We start from the raw sequence: 15757 nt of genomic DNA, 5'->3' as shown, positions 1-15757 counted from the left end.
GTGATCGCAGGACGAGCGAGGTAGGCGGTGATCGAAGCCCGACCATCAACACGCCGGCGGGGAGCTGTTCTCGCCGATTGGGGCCAAAAGCGATGGGACTGAATAACTTCGAACAAGGCGAAATTTCGTTTCTTCAAGCCCGGGCTTCCAAATGAACGAGCACAAAAGTGCAGGCGTATGCGGGCTGAACCACATCACACTGGCCGTGGCCGACGTACAGCGGTCCGTAACGTTTTACCGAGACGTCCTCGGTTGTTCTGTCCGGGCATTGTGGAATGATGGTGCCTACTTGGAGGCTGGCACACTCTGGCTATGCCTATCGCGTGACGATCTTGTGAGAACGTCACCGCATCCAGACTACACGCATTTCGCATTCAGCGTCCCTGACGGCGAATTCGCTGAGATCAGTGCGAGACTGCGAGAAGCCTGCAAAGTCTGGAAGAACAATATAAGCGAAGGGGCGTCGATCTACTTCCTGGATCCGGATGGACACAAGCTGGAGGTTCACGTCGGCGATATCGAAACAAGATTAGCTCACTACCGAAGCGATTCGTCGAAGGGCGTACAGGTTTTCGACGATTGATCGTGCAGTGCCTTCTAGGGAGGTTGTTTTGAAGACATCTATAAGGATTCCACGCCGCTCCTGATCGCGGCGGGATGGATAACGGATGTACGGTTTTCCTGTCGAGAGCAACTGACGAACAGGCGACGGGCACATTATCTGCATGAGACAAAGCCATCGGGCGTGAGCGTCATCTTGGCCAGGTCGAGCCCGCTCGCCAGCGCCCCTTGACGTGCGGCCTTGGCAAGCCGTTCAAGCATCTCAGGTTCGCGCGCCCATTGATCAAGGCCCGATCCCAGCATGGCTGCTTGCAGCAGCAGAGCCTCGGCAAACTCTTGGCGCTCGGCATCGCTGGCCTCGGCACGGGTCTGACCCCGCATGCCTACATCATCCAGCGGCGGCTCGAACTGGGCAAATCGCTGATCCGCAGCGGCGTTGGCCTCGCCGACGCTGGCTGCGAGGCAGGCTTTGCTGACCAGAGCCATTTCCACCGCGCATTCGTTCGGCGCTTCGGCATGACCCCGGGTGCCTATGCTGCGGCCATGCGCTGAGCGGCTGCAATTTCATTCAAGATCGTAACGTGCCGCTCGGATAGGTCCCGTGCACCGCAGCTGTCGGGGGGAAGTCAGTGGACCGGAATGCAAAAGATGCCCGCCCCCATGCCATCAAGCTGTGTTCCAAGCGCGAAAACCAGCAAATCAATGCCATCATCAATGATGCCGCAGTCGCATACAAAGGCGTGATCCCCGACGATCGCTGGCATGAGCCTTGTATGCCATCGGATGAGCTGGAAGCCGAGGTCGCTGCCGGGGTCCGGTTCACGGGCTACACCATCAACGGTCACTTGGTCGGCGTGATGGGCATACAGCATGTTCGCAACGTCCGCCTGATCAGGCATGCCTACGTGCTATCGGATCACCAAGGCCTCGGGATCGGCTCGGCTTTGATCCACCACCTGCGTGGCACTGGGACTTCTCCCATCCTGATCGGAACTTGGGCCGCTGCTTACTGGGCCATAGGTTTCTATCGGAGACATGGTTTCGGGCTCGTCCCCGAACCGGTAATGGCGCAACTCCCGAAGACATATTGGGATGTGCCCGAACGGCAGATCGAGACATCCGTGGTGTTAGCGGCACCTGCATTGACGGTTGACAGCGCTCAGCAGCTGATCGCTGCCGCCTGCACATGATCCGGAGCAGGCGAACGGTCTGCAACGTGGTCCGGGGTGGTCAGCGCTGATCCGTCGCTACCCGGGAAATCGCGGAGAGGCTTTTTAGCCATCACAACGAGGCTATATTTCAATGAACGAAATTCTCGGGCGCGTTCTGGAGATCGTGCGATATCCGGTAAAGTCGATGGCGGGGGAGCGGATGCCTGTCGCCGAGATGGACTGGCAAGGGCTCGAGGGCGATCGGCAATACGGGTTCGTGCGTCGTAGCAATACAACACGCTTCCCGTGGTTAACGGCCCGCGAATTGTCGGACTTGGTGCTTTACCGAGCGGCTTATGACGATCCTGGAAGTCCCCGTAACTCGAAAGTAACGGTGGTTGCTCCCGACGGCAGGGAGCTTTCGCTCAGCGATCCGGGGCTAATTGCAGCGCTGGAAGCAGAGGCGGGAGAACCGCTAAATCTGATGCAACTCGGTATCGGCGCTTATGATCTGATGCCCGTTTCGATCGTGACCACCGCGAGCTTGAAGAAACTAGACGCGGTTCATGGTGCATCGCTCGATCGACGCCGGTTCCGAACGAACATAATCGTTGAGAGCGATTGCCTGGACGAGGCCTGGCAAGGGCAGCGGATCGGTTTCGGCGAGGCCGGCGGCGCTGAACTCCTGATCGCTTATGGGGCGCCGCGCTGCGCCATGATCACGATCGACCCTGACACGGCCAAGCGCGACGCGCAGGTTTTACGCACCGTTGCGCAGCGTTTTGGAAACGCCTTCACAATGTATGCCTCGATTGCCCGGCCTGGCGTCCTGCGCGAAGGCGACGAAGTGAGGTTCGTCGGGCCTTGAAACTCAAATTGCCGGAGCCGACCGTTCGAATGAAATCCGAATGGATCAAGGGGATCGGGGAGACGTTTTGATGGGCCGAGCGCAGTTGGCGCATCTTCAATCAATGGGCCGGCCCCTTTTTATTTGGAAGCAATTGCGAGGAAGGTACGCTTACGCGGTCACTTCGTCGCAGCTTTCCGCCTTGATCTGCTGTGTGCGCCCCGTCACTTCGCGAAACTTCTCGTGGTAACCCGGATGCTCGGTCCCCATCCACTTGTCCCACCAAGTGAAATAGAGGCCGTAATTGGTGGCAAAGCCGCCATTGTGATGCAGGTCGTGGTGGACCGTGGTGTTGATCCAGCGCGTCAGCGGCGAATCCAGCCACCAGCGGGGGAAGAACTCGAACCCGGCATGCCCCATCGCGTTGCGGATGATCTGGAAGTTCAGCCAGGTGAACATCACCCAGCCGGGCGTCGGCACGAAAAATTGCCACAGCGGCACGAACGCGAACGCCACTGCCGCCTCGGGGATCGCAAAGCTGTAGGCGGCCCATGGCGTCGGCGTGATCGACCTGTGATGCGCGCGGTGGAAGAACCGGAACAGGCGCGGGTGGTGCATCATCCGGTGTGTCCAGTAGAAATAGGCATCATGGGCGATGGTGATCGCAGCCAGGATCAGCACATCCACACCCAACCCAACACTGACGCCGAGGACATCGTGGAACACCCCGACTTCGCGCCCCCAGAGCAGAAGGCAAATGCCGATGGTGTAGACGAACACCGATTGCAGAGACTGCGCAACTTCGCGCCGCATGTCGGCGAGGCTTGCCTCCCGCTTCTGGATTTTGCGCGCGTTCAGCCCCGTTCGCCGCAGCTGCCACACGATCGCGAATGTCACCGAGGCGGCGATCAGGTAGCGGTTGAGATCGAAGGTGAAGATGTAAAGCCCCCGTTCCAGCAGGATATCGAGCGGCGGAATTCCGGTCGGCATGGTGCGATCCTCAAGGCAGACTCTCGGGGTCTTTTCCGGAGACCGCCCCGCCATGCGCTCATCTGCTCGAAACCGGCTAGCCGATTTCGGAAACGGCCAGCGCGCGGGCGCGGAATTCACTCGGGGTCATGCCCTCGGCCTCTCGGAAGGCGCGGTTGAACGGGCCGAGCGAGCCGAAACCGGCATCAAGCGCGATGGTGATGATGGGCACCCCCCTCTGCGCGGGATCGGCCAGCGCAGACTTCACCTCGGCGATGCGGTAACCATTAAGGAAGGCGGAGAAATTGCGGTGCCCGAGCTGTCCGTTGATGGTGCGGCGCAGGCGATATTCCTGCTCGCCCAGCTGGGCGGCGAGCTTTGCAATGGTCAGCCCTTCATCCCGCCACACCTTGTGCCCCTCCATGTGGCTGCGCAGCTTGTCAGCGAGCGGGCCATCAACCGCTGGCCGTGCCGAGCCAGGGCATACGGTGGCCACTGGTCCGAACAGGTCGGCCTGCCGCATCCCGAACATCGCGGCGCAAAAGCCGAGCGAGATCGCAACAATGCTGCCGTTGACGACGCCGAGCAACCAACCGGGCATGCCCAGATTATGCACCGCGATCTGCGTGAGCGCGATAACGACGACGTAGAACGCGACCGCTGCGACCAACCGGAGCCGCAGGCGGCGCCTGCTCTCGATCAAGTCGCCCTCACGCCCGCGCCAGACCTCCCACAGGGCGGCTGATGCGAACAAAAGCATACCGCCCCGGAACAGCGCGCCCGCGATCTGATTGATGATCCCGCCATCAGCACGGCTAACGAACATCACAAGGCTGTTGAGCGCGGCCAATCCCACCAAGGCCAGATCGCGGACCCGGATATGCGTTTCGTCGTTGAACCAGGCCTTGGCAAACAGCCAGAATATCCCCGCCGTAGAAGCGCCGAATATTGAAAGGGCAAGGCTCCCGATCGCAGGAATCGAGAGACTCTTTGAGGTCTGAAGCAGGTAGCAGATGATCGCCAGCGCCATGGCGATCGCGAGCTTAGCGGCAAGCTGATCACGGTGATCGCGAATCAGGATCCAGCCCCACAAGGCAAGCAAAGCGATCGACCCGCCACGCGCCATCAGATCGAGCTGTTCCAAGCCTGTCATCGGGGCTCGGCTGCCAGAGCCCGGCAAGAGCGACAAGCCGATTTCGGAATCAACCAGCGGTTACAAACACGACCAGCCCGCCCGGATCCGAAAACAATCAGCCCGTTTTGATACGCAGCAAGCGTCAGGCGAGCCCGGCGACCAATCCCGATACATCACCGCTCAGATGAGTGGGCGGCGAGGTATCGAAGGAAATGATCATGAAGCGTTTACACGCCCTGCTTGCCGCCACCAGCCTCGTGGCCTCGGCCAACGCAGCCGCTGCCTCCGTTCCGCAGAGCATTACGGTCAAGGTCGGCACCCTCGATCTCCGTTCGGACAAAGGGCAACGCATTTTGGCGATGCGCATTCAGCGCGCAGCAATCGCGTTGTGCAGAAGCCAAGTGGTGCCGAGCCTGCCGTCCAACTTCCGGCAGGAACGGGAGTGCATCCGGGAAGCGAAAGCCAGCGCCGAAGCCGCTGTGAAAACCTTGACTGCGGCGGCCTCGTTAACGTCGAGCAAGGACAGTTGACGCTGCAGACCTGATCGAGCTGGCGGGGAGGACGGCGCTAGGCTGCCATCGGGTGGAGAGCGGAATCGCGGCTTCAACTTCCGCGCGTCGGCTGACGTTCAGGACCGCTCGTTCGGGACGGGGATCGAGTTAGCCAGGCATGAAACCCGCTTCGCGAGACACCGAGCGCCCCGCACATCCATGCCACCGGTCAGCCTCCGACCAAACCGAACAGGCAGAAAAAAGCGAATATCAGCGGGGCAACACCGAAGGTGCCAAACTCTCGAAGAAACTTGCGCATCGCCTGAGACGATAGCGCGAGCAGACCCTCACGCCAATGTTCGCTACGGGGTCGGTGTCCGAATGTCGGCTGCTGGCAGAAACAGGCCGAAGCAGCCGGACAGATTTCGAGATCGCGGGCTGGCCTCAGCTATGACCGGTGATGGGCGGATTCCGAAGTGGCAGCTAAAGAGAATTCAGCATCGCGACGGTTTGATCTTCAAAGCACTTATCGTTCATAAGAATATCTCACCGAACCGCGCCCCCTCACGCAACAACGTGGTCGTTTTCAGAATGGTGGCTTGCGCTGAGAAACCCGTTGACGCTGCATGGCGGATATAGTGCTTGTGAACACTGCCGCCGAGGTTGGCTCCGGGTTGTTCAACGGTATTCCCACTGCATCACTTGCATCAGTTCCCGGACAGTGCTGCTCCCAGTCCACAGTGCGGCAGTCCAACCGCATTCTCTTGCCGCTTCCACGTTTTCGATCTTGTCGTCGATGAAAAAGATCGCTGCGGGAGGGATCTGCACAGCGGCTTCAACCGCCCGGTAGAAGGCATGATCGGGCTTGGAACAGCCGAGCGAGGCAGCGTAGTGCATCCCGTCGAAGCTATCGCGCAGCGCCAGCCGATCCCAAAGGTATGCGGCACGCTCATGCTCCTGGACTGTGGCCAAATGGAGCGCGAAGCCTTCGTTTCGCAGGTGCTGAAGCTCTGCCAGCAAACGCTCGTCGATATGCGCGTCACTCTCGAACCAGTATTCGATCAGCGCTGCCGGAGAGACCGAGGGCGCAATTTCGGCGAGAGCGAGTGCCAGTCGATCCCGCAGTGCAGCACGTCCGTGCACGACATCAGTCCAATGGCGACGGAAAAATCGGTCATGCAGCACGGAAGGCGGGATGCCGAGGTCGTTTTCGAGATTGGCAGACCATGCACCTCCATTCGGGTGCGTAATGAGGACGCCGTCGACATCCACCATGATTGCCTTTCGCCGCATACTTCCCCTTCCGCCTTCTTCCCCGAAGGCACGCGAGGGCTGCCACGATCGCGGTGGCTCCCCGCTGATGGCCGGCGCCGGGTGGCTAGCCGTCCTGCTGCGGGTTGCCGATCACCAGCCGGTATCCTGCATCATATTCCTGCTGATCGCGAAGATGGCCGTGCTTGCTGTCCCACTGCCCGGTTTCCAGATCACGCGACAAACGCGCAAGGCCCTGCTCCAGCCCTTGGATCGACCAGAAAGAAGAGCTTCCCGACCTGATCCGCGCGTCCAGATAGGCCTCCGGCCGCCGCCAATAGGCGTAGAGGAAACCGTCCGTACAATCATGCGGAACCAGGACCGGCGCAATCGACACCGAGCCGAGCCATTCTTCATATTGCTTCATTTGCGGCATTTGGCCTTCGTCGAGCGAAACGAGTTCGGGCAGGTAGTCGGTCAACCATGGCTGGTGCGCCGGGTCGAAAGTCAGCAGCACGATGGGCCCACGCGTCACCCTCCGGATTTCGCGCAGGCCTGCAGCTTTGTCGGGCCAATGGTGGATGGTCAGAATTGCCATCGCGGCATCGAAGGACTGATCTTCGAAGGGAAGGTGCTCGGCGCTCGCCTGAATTACGGGATAGGCCGACGACCTTCGCTTGCGGATCATTTCAATCGACGGCTCGACAGCTGTGACTTGTCTATCGACAGGCTCATAGGACCCGGTTCCCGCTCCGACGTTCAAGACGCTCGCGGCCGTTCCCAGAGCATGGTTGATCTGCCTGGCGATCCGGGGATCCGGCAATCGCAGCTGGTCGTAATTGATCCCGATCATGTCGTAGCGTGCCGTCATCGGTCCAGGTTCCCATCTGCAAAACCTCGGCAATGGCACCGGGAACCCCAGCGGGTCATCCCCTGCGAGGCGGCGAGCCGGCTGGCCGGGACCACCTCAAGCGCACTCGCGCCCAGCCGCAATGCCCGGAGACTGATCGTCATGGAGCGGCCTTGCCAGCAGGGGGCTCGTTCAGAGCAGTTGCAAGGAAGGCGATGGTGCGCGGCCAGCCATCCTTGCGCGCGGCGAGATTGCCCTGTCCGGTGCCGCCGAACACCGTCAGCATGAAGGGCACCGGCTTGCCTTCGGGAAGCGGCGGGCCGACCCCGAAGTGCCCGGCATCCTTGTAGGCGAGCAGCGTGGTTGCCAGGCCCGCGCCGCTGCCATCACGCCGCGCCTCGACCGCGCGCGCCATCGGGCACGACGGCCACAGGCTGTCTTCCTCGCCGCACAGCAGCAGCACCGGCCCGGCGATCCGTTCCACCGGTATTACCGCTTCGGGATGCCGCGGCAGCGCGGCGAGCGCCGGGGTATAGACATCGCTGCTGAACCCGCCCGGTGTAAGTGGCAGGAAGGGCACAGGCTTGCCGCCCTCGCTCCAGCCCCGCAACTCAATTACATAAGGGGAATTGCCAGAAGCGGCCATTACACTTCCGGAGTGACGACGGTGGCTGGTCTCGATCGTCTTGCGTGGGCATGGCATGACGTATCGATCCGCGATTAGAATTCACGCCGCCGGCAAGCGCAGTATCGCTGTGATTCCGCCGCCCGGTGTATCGCGTAGCGCGAAGGCGCCTGCATGCTGTGCTGCGAAATTGTGAACTATGCTCAGCCCCAAACCTGCCCCGCCTGTGTCGCGATTCCGCGAGCTTTCACCGCGTTCAAAGGGACGCAGCAGGCGCTCTCGATCCGTCTTGGGAATGCCCGGACCCTCGTCGCGCACCGAGATGGCAACCTCACCCTGCGAATTCGCGATACTGACCGTGCCGCCACCGGCGTAGGTCACGGCATTGCTGAGCAGGTTCTCGATCGCCCGGCGGAAAGCGGATTCCGGGACCCGGATCTGCGCATCCTCGCCCGATTCGAGAACGATCGTTTCGCGCCCGGCATGCATCTCGTCGATGATCAGCTCGAGTGCAGCGCGCACGTCGATCAGCGCGGCCGGTGCCGCTGCGTCGCGGGCGAAATTGAGCACCTCGCCTATCATCGCCTGCATCCGCTCGACGTCATGTACCATGCGCGCACGTTGCGGTTCGAGCACGCCTTCGATCCGCAGGCGCAGGCCGGTGAGCGGTGTGCGCAGGTCATGGGCGATGGCCGTAAGCATACGAGCACGCTCTGTTGCCTCTTCGGCCAAGCGGTTCTGCATAGCAACGATCGCAGCTGCCGCCTCGCGCAGTTCGCGCGGCCCCTCCTGCCGGATCAACGCGGCATCGCTACCGAGCGCCCCGGCGAGCGCGCGGAACGGGCGCGTCAGCCGCCGCGCGAAGAACCAAGCGAGCGGCGCCAGCAGCAGCAGGCTGACGGCCAGTGCAATGAGGATGCTGCGCTGCCATCCACCAAGGAACGGCTCGGCAGGCTTGACGACCAGCCAGCGGCCGTCTGGCTGTCTCAGGCTGGCGGCGTAAGCCGGCAGCGGCAGATCGAGCAGCACCTGACGCAAGGCCTTTGTTGCAGCACCAGCTTCAACCACCTTGAGCTTCGCTGCGTCGCGCTCGCGCAGGACAATTGTAGCGGGCAGGTCTTTGCCGAAGACACGTATCACCTCGTCTTTCGGCATCGCACGAACACTTATCGCGACTGCCGGTGCCGCATCAAGCCGGGTCACCCGCAGATCCTCGACAGACCTGCCGAGTTCGGCAGCAATCAGGCCTTCGACCACGGGGATACGCGGGCCGGCGGGCGGCGCGGCGGCAATGCGCCGGTCGAACCCAAGGGTCTGCGTGCGTAGCGCCATGATCGCTTCTGACGCCACGATCCGCGCGGCCGGGGGCGGTGGCGCGGCGAGCACGATGGCTGCGGTGGTGGTCACGCTCAGCACCGCCACCGCGACCCCGAAGCCTCCGATCGACACAAGGGCGCTGGGCGCGCGCTTCACGCCCGCTGCACCGCCGGAAGGAACCGGTAACCCGCGCCGCGCACGGTCTCGATCAGCGGGGCCGGGTCCGCTTCGGCGAGCTTGCGGCGCAACCGGCTGACGGCGATGTCGATGGCGCGGTCGTAGGGCGCGGCATCGACCCCGCGGGCAAGGTCGAGCAGGACATCGCGCGACAGGATGCGCCCGGGCCGCCTGACAAAGGCGGCGAGCAACGCGTGTTCGCCTTCGGTCAGCATCATGGGAATGCCTGAAGGAGCGCGCAGGCGTCTCTGCTCGACATCGAACCACCACCCCGCGAACATCAATGCCTCACCTGACGCGTCCCGGAGTTCGCCCCGGTCGGCCGCCGGACGTCGCAGCAGCGCCCGCACCCGCGCCAGCAACTCGCGCGGTTCGAAGGGCTTGGTCATGTAATCCCAGGCGCCGACCTCAAGCCCCACGATCCGGTCGGTCACGGCGTCGAGCGCACTGAGCATGAGGATAGGTGTCCCGCCCGCGCCCAGTCGCCGGCACAGCGACAGCCCGTCCTCGCCGGGCATCATGACGTCGAGCACGATCAGGTCGGCGGGCGCTGCCGTCAGTGCGCGGTCGCAGGCCACCGCATTCTCCGCCGCGCGCACCGCATAGCCGTGCATCCCCAGAAAATCGGCGATTGCGTCGCGAATGCTCGCATCGTCGTCGACGACGAGGATCGCGCTCGGGAAATCGGACAGGGGTGTCATGGCGGACGGGATAACAGGGCTTTGTAGCATTCGCGTATCACGACTCGTTACACCCGCGCCATCCGGTCGATACGCAAGGCTGCTCTTGTCCCCGCCAGGTTCACGAACTTGGAGATTTGTGTGACAGGGAGATGGTGCGGAATTGCAGCGGGGCTTCTTGTGGGCGCGGCGCCGAGCACGGTGCTGGCGCAGGCGGCCGACGGGGCGAAAGCGCCCCCAGTTGCGGCCGATGCACAAGGCGCTCAGGAGAGCGAGGCCGCAGCCCCGCCGAAGCGGGTCTTCTACGGCCCCGATGGCAAGCCGCTTCCCCCGGAACTCGCGCGGCAGATCGAGGAACGACTGAAGGACCCGCTGCCTCCGCCCAGCGCCTCAGCCGGGCAGCCGTCAGTGCGGGTCCAGACACTCGACGGCAAACCGCTGCCGCCCGAGCTCGCCCGGAAACTGCTCGAGCAATATGGCGATCAGCTTCCCCCCGAAGCGCGCGAGGCCGCACGCGCGGCTGCGGGCACGGCGGAAGCCGGCGAAGGTGCGGCTGCTGCGAGCGATGCGCCGCCGAAGTCCGATGAAATCGTCGTGTCCGGCGAGCGGCCGCGCGGCTCGGTGAACAGCGATATCCCGCCCGAACGCAGCTTCAGCCAGCTCGACATCCGCGCCTTTGGGGCCGAGAACATCGGCGCGCTCCTCGATACCATCGCCCCCCAGACCGCCAGCAACCGCGGAAGGGGTGACGCCCCGCCGGTGACGTTGCTCAACGGGCGGCGTGTCTCCGATTTCGCGGAGATCGCCCGAATCCCCTCCGAAGCGATCGAGCGGATGGAGATTTTTCCGGAGGAGCTGGCACTGCAATATGGCTACCGGGCCGACCAGAAGGTGGTGAACATCGTCACCTTCGCGCGCTACCGGTCGCGGGCGGGGCAGGCGAGCTTTCTGACCCCGGGTGAAGGCGGGCGGGAGACCGGCATCGGCAACGCCGACTATCTGCGGATCGCTGGCGACACCCGCATCGCGCTCGGCGCGAACTATTCGCGCGCAGGCAACCTGCTCGAGAGCGAGCGCGACGTGCAACAGTTCGCGGCAACCCCCGAGCTGGGCGAGGTCCGCACGCTGCTCCCCGAAAACGAGCGCTTCGGGGTCAACGGTGTGCTCAGCGGGCATGTGTTGAAGGACATCTCGGCAACCCTCAACGGGCGGGTCGATGTCAGCCGCAACGACAGCCTGCTCGGGCGCGGCCAGGGGCGGATCCTGCAGCGCGACAGTGACCAGACGCTGGTGCATGTCGGCACCACCATCGGCGGCCGCCTTGGTCGGTGGCAATGGACTGCGCTCGGCAATTTCGACCGGACCGAGGGCGAGGTGCTGACCGATGCGGCGGATACGCCGTTACGGCGCGACACCGCGCTCTTGACCGATACGCTGTTCAACGCCGATTTCCTCGCTTCGGGCCCGCTTGCCACGCTGCCTGCGGGTCCGCTGTCGGCAAGCCTGCGGGTCGGGGGAGAATTCCGCGACTTCACGGGCCGGGCGAGCTTCGGCGGTGCGGCCACTGTCGCCGATCTTTCCCGCGACCGTGGGGGCGTGCAGGCGGATGTCTCCATCCCCGTTTTGAGCCGCACCGAAGAGAAGGCATCGCCATTCGGAAACCTGACCCTCAACGCCAATGTCGCCTACGACCGTCTGTCAGACGCGGGAACGCTTTGGACCTATGGCTTTGGCCTCAACTGGTCGCCGGCCAAGGCCATCGACCTCGTCGCCTCGTTCACGCGCGAAGAGGGCGCGCCCACGCTCGAGCAGCTGGGCGGGCCGACGCTGATCACGCCGAACCTTCGCACCTTCGACTTCGTCCGTCGCGAAGTGGTCGACATTGACCGCGTCACCGGCGGCAATCCTGCACTTGCCAATGACGACCGCAGCCTGTTCCGGCTCGGCATGACGCTGCGGCCGCTGGCCAGGACCGACTTCAGCATCAGCGCCGATTACGTGCGCAGCCGGACCGACAATCCGGTTGCCACCTTTCCGATCCTCACCTCGCTGATCGAGACAGCCTTTCCCGAGCGCTTTTCCCGCGACGCGACGGGCCGCCTTCAGCAGATCGATGCTCGCGCGGTCAACTTCGCCGAGGCGCGCCAGCAGCAGCTGCGCTGGGGGATCAACTTCACCCGCCCGCTCGGCAAGGTGCCGGAATATCTGCGCGATGCGCGGGTAAAGGTGGTAACCAGCGAGGCCGAGGTGAAGCGGCTGTTCCCGAACGCTCAACTGATCCGCCCCGAACCCGGCAGCGCGACCGCGCAAGGGGCGGCCAACCTGACGAGCCGCCTTTATCTCAGCCTCTACCATAACTGGTATTTCAAGGACGAGATCACCTTGCGCCGCGGTGGACCGCGGCTGGATCTGCTGGATGGCGGCGCGGTCGATTTCCTCGGCGGCCGGCGGCGGCACGAGGTTGATCTCCAGGCGGGCGCGTTCAAGGGCGGGTGGGGGGCGCGGGTCTCTGCCAACTGGCGCAGCGCGACTGCGGTGCGCGATCCGGGCCAGCCCGCGAGCGACCTGCGCTTCGACGACTATGCGATCGTCAACCTCAACCTGTTTGCCAATCTCTCCGAAGCGCTCGGCGGCAAGAAGCCTCCTGCATGGCTGAAGGGCACCCGCGTATCGCTGGGAGTCACCAACCTGTTCAACACCCGCCCACAGGTGCGCGACGCCGTCGGTTCGGTGCCGCTGAGCTACCAGCCGGCTTATCTCGACCCGCTCGGCAGGGTGATCAGCCTCAGCCTGCGCAAGCTCATCTGACCGCCCGGTGCCGCCGGGTCGGCCATCCATTCAACCGCCACTTGTGAGGTATTCTTCATGCGTCCCATTGCCCCAATCATCGTCGCCCTTGCCATGATCCTTCCTGCACCTGCACCGGCTGCACCGCCCAAACCCGGCGAAGTCAGCCGCTTCCTCGCGAGCAAGGGCTTTACGGTCTTGAAGCTCACCAAGCTTCCCACTGGTCACGAGATCGTCGACGTTGAGATAAATGGGCAGGCGGGCACCTTCGTGCTCGACTCCGGCGCGGGTGCGACCGTGGTGCGGCATGACCGGCTTGGGAAGTTCGGGCTCGGCGCAGCATCCGGCGAGGCGCAGGGAGCCGGCGCCGGGGGCAGCATCGCGATTACCAGCCATCCGATCGAGAGCATCGCGCTCGGCGGCAGGGCCGTGCCCTTGAAGCGGGTCTACAGCACCAATCTCGACAGCGTTGTCGCGCGGCTGAAGACGGCCACGGGCACGGAGATCGACGGGGTCGTCGGCCAGGACATCCTCAGCGGTTTTTCCGGCATCATCAACATCGGATCGAGCGAGCTCTACCTCAAGCTTCCCGCAGACTAAACTGACACAGAAAGGCTCATTGGCACGGTCGCTGCGCGATAAGGAAGACGGTCCGGCAGCTTCTGCAAAGAAGCAGACGTTCCAACCATCGGCGGTGGGCAGCTGAAACTGGGTCGGAAGCCGACAACCGTGTCTTCCCACCGGTCGGGCCGAACCTGCCCGGCTGGCAGTCGAACGACACCCATCGAATTATCAGCGGTGGCAGGGCTCGGCGCGCGTCGGCAGCCAGCGCCCATCGCCCGCGCTATGGTAGTACAGACGGAGAAGTGCATTCGTTATGTTTATTTGGCACGGGGCGAAAGTGTACCGCTGTCAGTTCCAATCAAGTTTGAATTGGAACCAGAAGGGTTGCCCATCTCAACGATGCGCGCCTTTTCAACCTCTTGCATTCATTCAATTTGGATCTGACTTGCCCTGACCTGGCCAGTCAGATTTGGCGGAGAAGCTTCCATTCCCGGAAAGGCCGGGATTTCCGCCATTTCAAGACGTGATGTTTCGCGTAGGGGGTGTACTGGTTTCCAGCTTCCACGGTCGCACCGGCATGGCTGCTCGAATGGCATTGCGGTCGACGGCCGCGTCCCTGCTGAGAAATGTTGAGGTGCGCGCCGATTGAACGAATTCGGCCGCACGCGTTCGCCCCAAGCGCAACGCCTATCGGGGAGCGGTTATGGGAACCGGCAGCCTAACTTGAATTTAATCGCCGAAAATCGGTGGATAGTGGCGGAGACGGAGGGATTCGTATCCACCCCCATCAACGCTTTGTCCACCCTCGACTTTTTTGCATAAATCACCTATTAAAACAACGGTTTGAGCGGTGGCCGCGCAGGTGATCGGGCCGCACCGGTCCATTTTAATCCGCGCTAATCCACGACTCAAACCGGGTTGGAAACCGGGTCGCTAACCGGGTTGCTGATCCTGCTCTCGTTATTGGAGATTGGCGTGTCACGTTCGATCCACAGGCTCAACGCCCGGCGTGTCGAAACCGAAAAGCGAGTTGGCAAACATGCTGACGGTGGCGGGCTTTGGCTCTTCATCAAGAAGGACGGTTCGCGGCGTTGGGTGTTCGCGTATGAGCGGAACAAGAAGTGTCATGAAATGGGGCTCGGACCCGCGAGCGATCTCGGACTTAGCAAAGCGCGCGACCTGGCGGCGGCGGCGAGACAGCTCCTTGCCGAAGGTACCGACCCGCTCGAAGCGCGCCGTGCCGCCGAGGCGGAGGCGGCTGAGGAAGCACGGCTTGCCGAGTTGGAGCGCACAGGTCCGGTCCTCTTCGGCACGTTCGCCGACGATTATATCTTTACGCATGAAGAGGGGTGGAAAAACCCAAAGCATCGGCAACAGTGGCGCAACACGATCAAGACCCATGCAATCGCACTGCTTCAAATGCCGGTCCAAGACATCCGTACCGAAGACGTTGTGGGCGTCCTCAAGCCAATCTGGCGGACCGTCCCGGAAACGGCGAGCAGGCTTCGCGGCCGCATCGAGAATGTCCTCGACGCGGCAAAGGCATCGAAGCACATCCAGAGCCCCTGGGAGAACCCGGCGCGGTGGCGCGGCAACCTCAGCCACTTGCTGCCGAAGCGGAAAACCAAGAAGCAGGTCCGTCACCACCCGGCCATGCCGTTCGAGGATCTGCCGGGCTTTTGGAAACGGCTGAACATCCGCCCGGCGCTGGCAGCGCGGGCGCTGGAGCTGACCATTCTTTGCGGGACGCGAACGAACGAGACGTTGCGCATGACGTGGTCGGAGGTCGACCTGGACGCCGCGATATGGACGGTGCCGGCCGACCGGATGAAGATGGGCGTCGAGCATCGCATCCCGCTCTGCGAAGCGGCGGTGACCATATTGCGCGGGATCGCCAAGCGTTCGAACCGGGCGCCGGACGACTTCGTATTCGAAGGCCAGAAGATGGGAAAGCCGCTTTCGCAAATGGCGATGACCATGGTGTTGCGGCGCATGAAGCTTGGCCATTTCACCGTCCACGGTATGCGCAGCACATTTCGGGATTACATGGGCGAAATGACCGACCATCCCGAGTCCGTCGTCGAACAGGCGCTCGCGCACCAAATCGGCGACGAAACCTCACGAGCGTATCGGCGCGGCGATGCTTTTCTCAAGCGCCGCGTCCTCATGAACGACTGGGAAGCCTTCGTCCTGGGCTCAAGGAAACGCCAGACACGGGTCACGAAATTACCGCGTCGTGCGCAGGCCGCCTGATCCCATTTCGTAAATCTCGTGCCGCTCGGCAGGCATTTCGATAGAAGGCGAGTTCGAGCCGCTCCTGTGTCAGCCGACGGTTGAGCAATAAGAGACGAA

Annotated in this window: 16 protein-coding genes; 8 read left to right on the top strand and 8 right to left on the bottom strand. The window is 62.9% G+C overall.

The features are described 5' to 3' along the window. Positions 1–151 precede the first annotated feature (151 nt). Positions 152–583, top strand: coding sequence for a VOC family protein (locus GO308_RS00195; protein ID WP_240883464.1), 432 nt, complete (start codon positions 152–154; stop codon positions 581–583). A gap of 134 nt (positions 584–717) precedes the next feature. Here the strand turns inward: GO308_RS00195 and GO308_RS00190 are convergent, their stop codons facing one another. Then, positions 718–1047, bottom strand: coding sequence for a hypothetical protein (locus GO308_RS00190; protein WP_240885225.1), 330 nt, complete (start codon positions 1045–1047; stop codon positions 718–720). On the opposite strand from GO308_RS00190, the gene GO308_RS00185 reads away from it, so the two are divergent. The 3 genes from GO308_RS00185 to GO308_RS00175 all read left to right on the top strand — a co-directional run bounded on the left by GO308_RS00185 (position 982) and on the right by GO308_RS00175 (position 2580). Then, positions 982–1113, top strand: coding sequence for a helix-turn-helix domain-containing protein (locus GO308_RS00185; protein WP_231729698.1), 132 nt, complete (start codon positions 982–984; stop codon positions 1111–1113). The genes GO308_RS00190 and GO308_RS00185 overlap by 66 nt on opposite strands. A 77-nt stretch (positions 1114–1190) precedes the next feature. After that, positions 1191–1751 carry a GNAT family N-acetyltransferase gene (locus GO308_RS00180; RefSeq protein WP_231727473.1) on the top strand — a complete coding sequence of 187 codons (561 nt, stop codon included), beginning with the start codon at positions 1191–1193 and terminating at the stop codon, positions 1749–1751. Positions 1752–1863: 112 nt separating this feature from the next. Continuing rightward, the gene (locus GO308_RS00175; RefSeq protein ID WP_240883463.1) at positions 1864–2580 is read left to right on the top strand and encodes an MOSC N-terminal beta barrel domain-containing protein; all 717 of its coding nucleotides are present in this window, start codon (positions 1864–1866) and stop codon (positions 2578–2580) included. Between the two features lie 150 nt (positions 2581–2730). Here the strand turns inward: GO308_RS00175 and GO308_RS00170 are convergent, their stop codons facing one another. Together GO308_RS00170 and GO308_RS00165 are read right to left on the bottom strand one after the other, a co-directional pair. Further along, the gene (locus tag GO308_RS00170; RefSeq protein WP_240883462.1) at positions 2731–3549 is read right to left on the bottom strand and encodes a sterol desaturase family protein; all 819 of its coding nucleotides are present in this window, start codon (positions 3547–3549) and stop codon (positions 2731–2733) included. 76 nt (positions 3550–3625) lie between these two features. Continuing rightward, on the bottom strand, positions 3626–4672 hold the full coding sequence (locus GO308_RS00165) for a helix-turn-helix domain-containing protein (protein ID WP_240883461.1): 1047 nt from the start codon (positions 4670–4672) through the stop codon (positions 3626–3628). A gap of 209 nt (positions 4673–4881) precedes the next feature. Between GO308_RS00165 and GO308_RS00160 the strand changes: the two genes are divergently transcribed. Continuing rightward, entirely contained in the window at positions 4882–5193 is a 312-nt protein-coding gene (locus GO308_RS00160) for a UrcA family protein (RefSeq protein WP_240883460.1), read from the top strand. A 639-nt stretch (positions 5194–5832) separates the two neighbouring features. On the opposite strand, the gene GO308_RS00155 is transcribed toward GO308_RS00160, so the two are convergent. The 5 genes from GO308_RS00155 to GO308_RS00135 form a co-directional block, all read right to left on the bottom strand. Next, the gene (locus GO308_RS00155) at positions 5833–6429 is read right to left on the bottom strand and encodes an HAD-IA family hydrolase (RefSeq protein WP_231727474.1); all 597 of its coding nucleotides are present in this window, start codon (positions 6427–6429) and stop codon (positions 5833–5835) included. Between the two features lie 103 nt (positions 6430–6532). Further along, the gene (locus GO308_RS00150; protein WP_240883459.1) at positions 6533–7276 is read right to left on the bottom strand and encodes a class I SAM-dependent methyltransferase; all 744 of its coding nucleotides are present in this window, start codon (positions 7274–7276) and stop codon (positions 6533–6535) included. A gap of 139 nt (positions 7277–7415) precedes the next feature. Next, positions 7416–7901: an acyl-CoA thioester hydrolase/BAAT C-terminal domain-containing protein gene (locus GO308_RS00145; protein ID WP_197417029.1), complete on the bottom strand. Its 486-nt coding sequence runs from the start codon at positions 7899–7901 to the stop codon at positions 7416–7418. An 81-nt stretch (positions 7902–7982) separates the two neighbouring features. Further along, the gene (locus GO308_RS00140) at positions 7983–9353 is read right to left on the bottom strand and encodes a HAMP domain-containing sensor histidine kinase (RefSeq protein ID WP_240883458.1); all 1371 of its coding nucleotides are present in this window, start codon (positions 9351–9353) and stop codon (positions 7983–7985) included. Continuing rightward, positions 9350–10075, bottom strand: coding sequence for a response regulator (locus GO308_RS00135; RefSeq protein WP_066476950.1), 726 nt, complete (start codon positions 10073–10075; stop codon positions 9350–9352). The genes GO308_RS00140 and GO308_RS00135 overlap by 4 nt, the downstream gene beginning before the upstream one ends. Before the next feature lie 159 nt (positions 10076–10234). Between GO308_RS00135 and GO308_RS00130 the strand changes: the two genes are divergently transcribed. From GO308_RS00130 to GO308_RS00120, 3 genes are all read left to right on the top strand, one after another. Next, the gene (locus GO308_RS00130; RefSeq protein WP_240883457.1) at positions 10235–12862 is read left to right on the top strand and encodes a TonB-dependent receptor; all 2628 of its coding nucleotides are present in this window, start codon (positions 10235–10237) and stop codon (positions 12860–12862) included. A 57-nt stretch (positions 12863–12919) separates the two neighbouring features. Beyond that, the gene (locus tag GO308_RS00125; RefSeq protein ID WP_082731286.1) at positions 12920–13441 is read left to right on the top strand and encodes an aspartyl protease family protein; all 522 of its coding nucleotides are present in this window, start codon (positions 12920–12922) and stop codon (positions 13439–13441) included. A gap of 906 nt (positions 13442–14347) precedes the next feature. Further along, the gene (locus GO308_RS00120) at positions 14348–15658 is read left to right on the top strand and encodes a site-specific integrase (RefSeq protein ID WP_240883456.1); all 1311 of its coding nucleotides are present in this window, start codon (positions 14348–14350) and stop codon (positions 15656–15658) included. Positions 15659–15757: the final 99 nt, after the last annotated feature.

This window comes from Sphingomonas sp. SFZ2018-12, assembly GCF_022496715.1.
Taxonomy (GTDB): domain Bacteria; phylum Pseudomonadota; class Alphaproteobacteria; order Sphingomonadales; family Sphingomonadaceae; genus Sphingomonas.
Note: the sequence above shows the minus strand (reverse complement) of the source record. Positions and strands in the feature narration are given on the sequence as shown.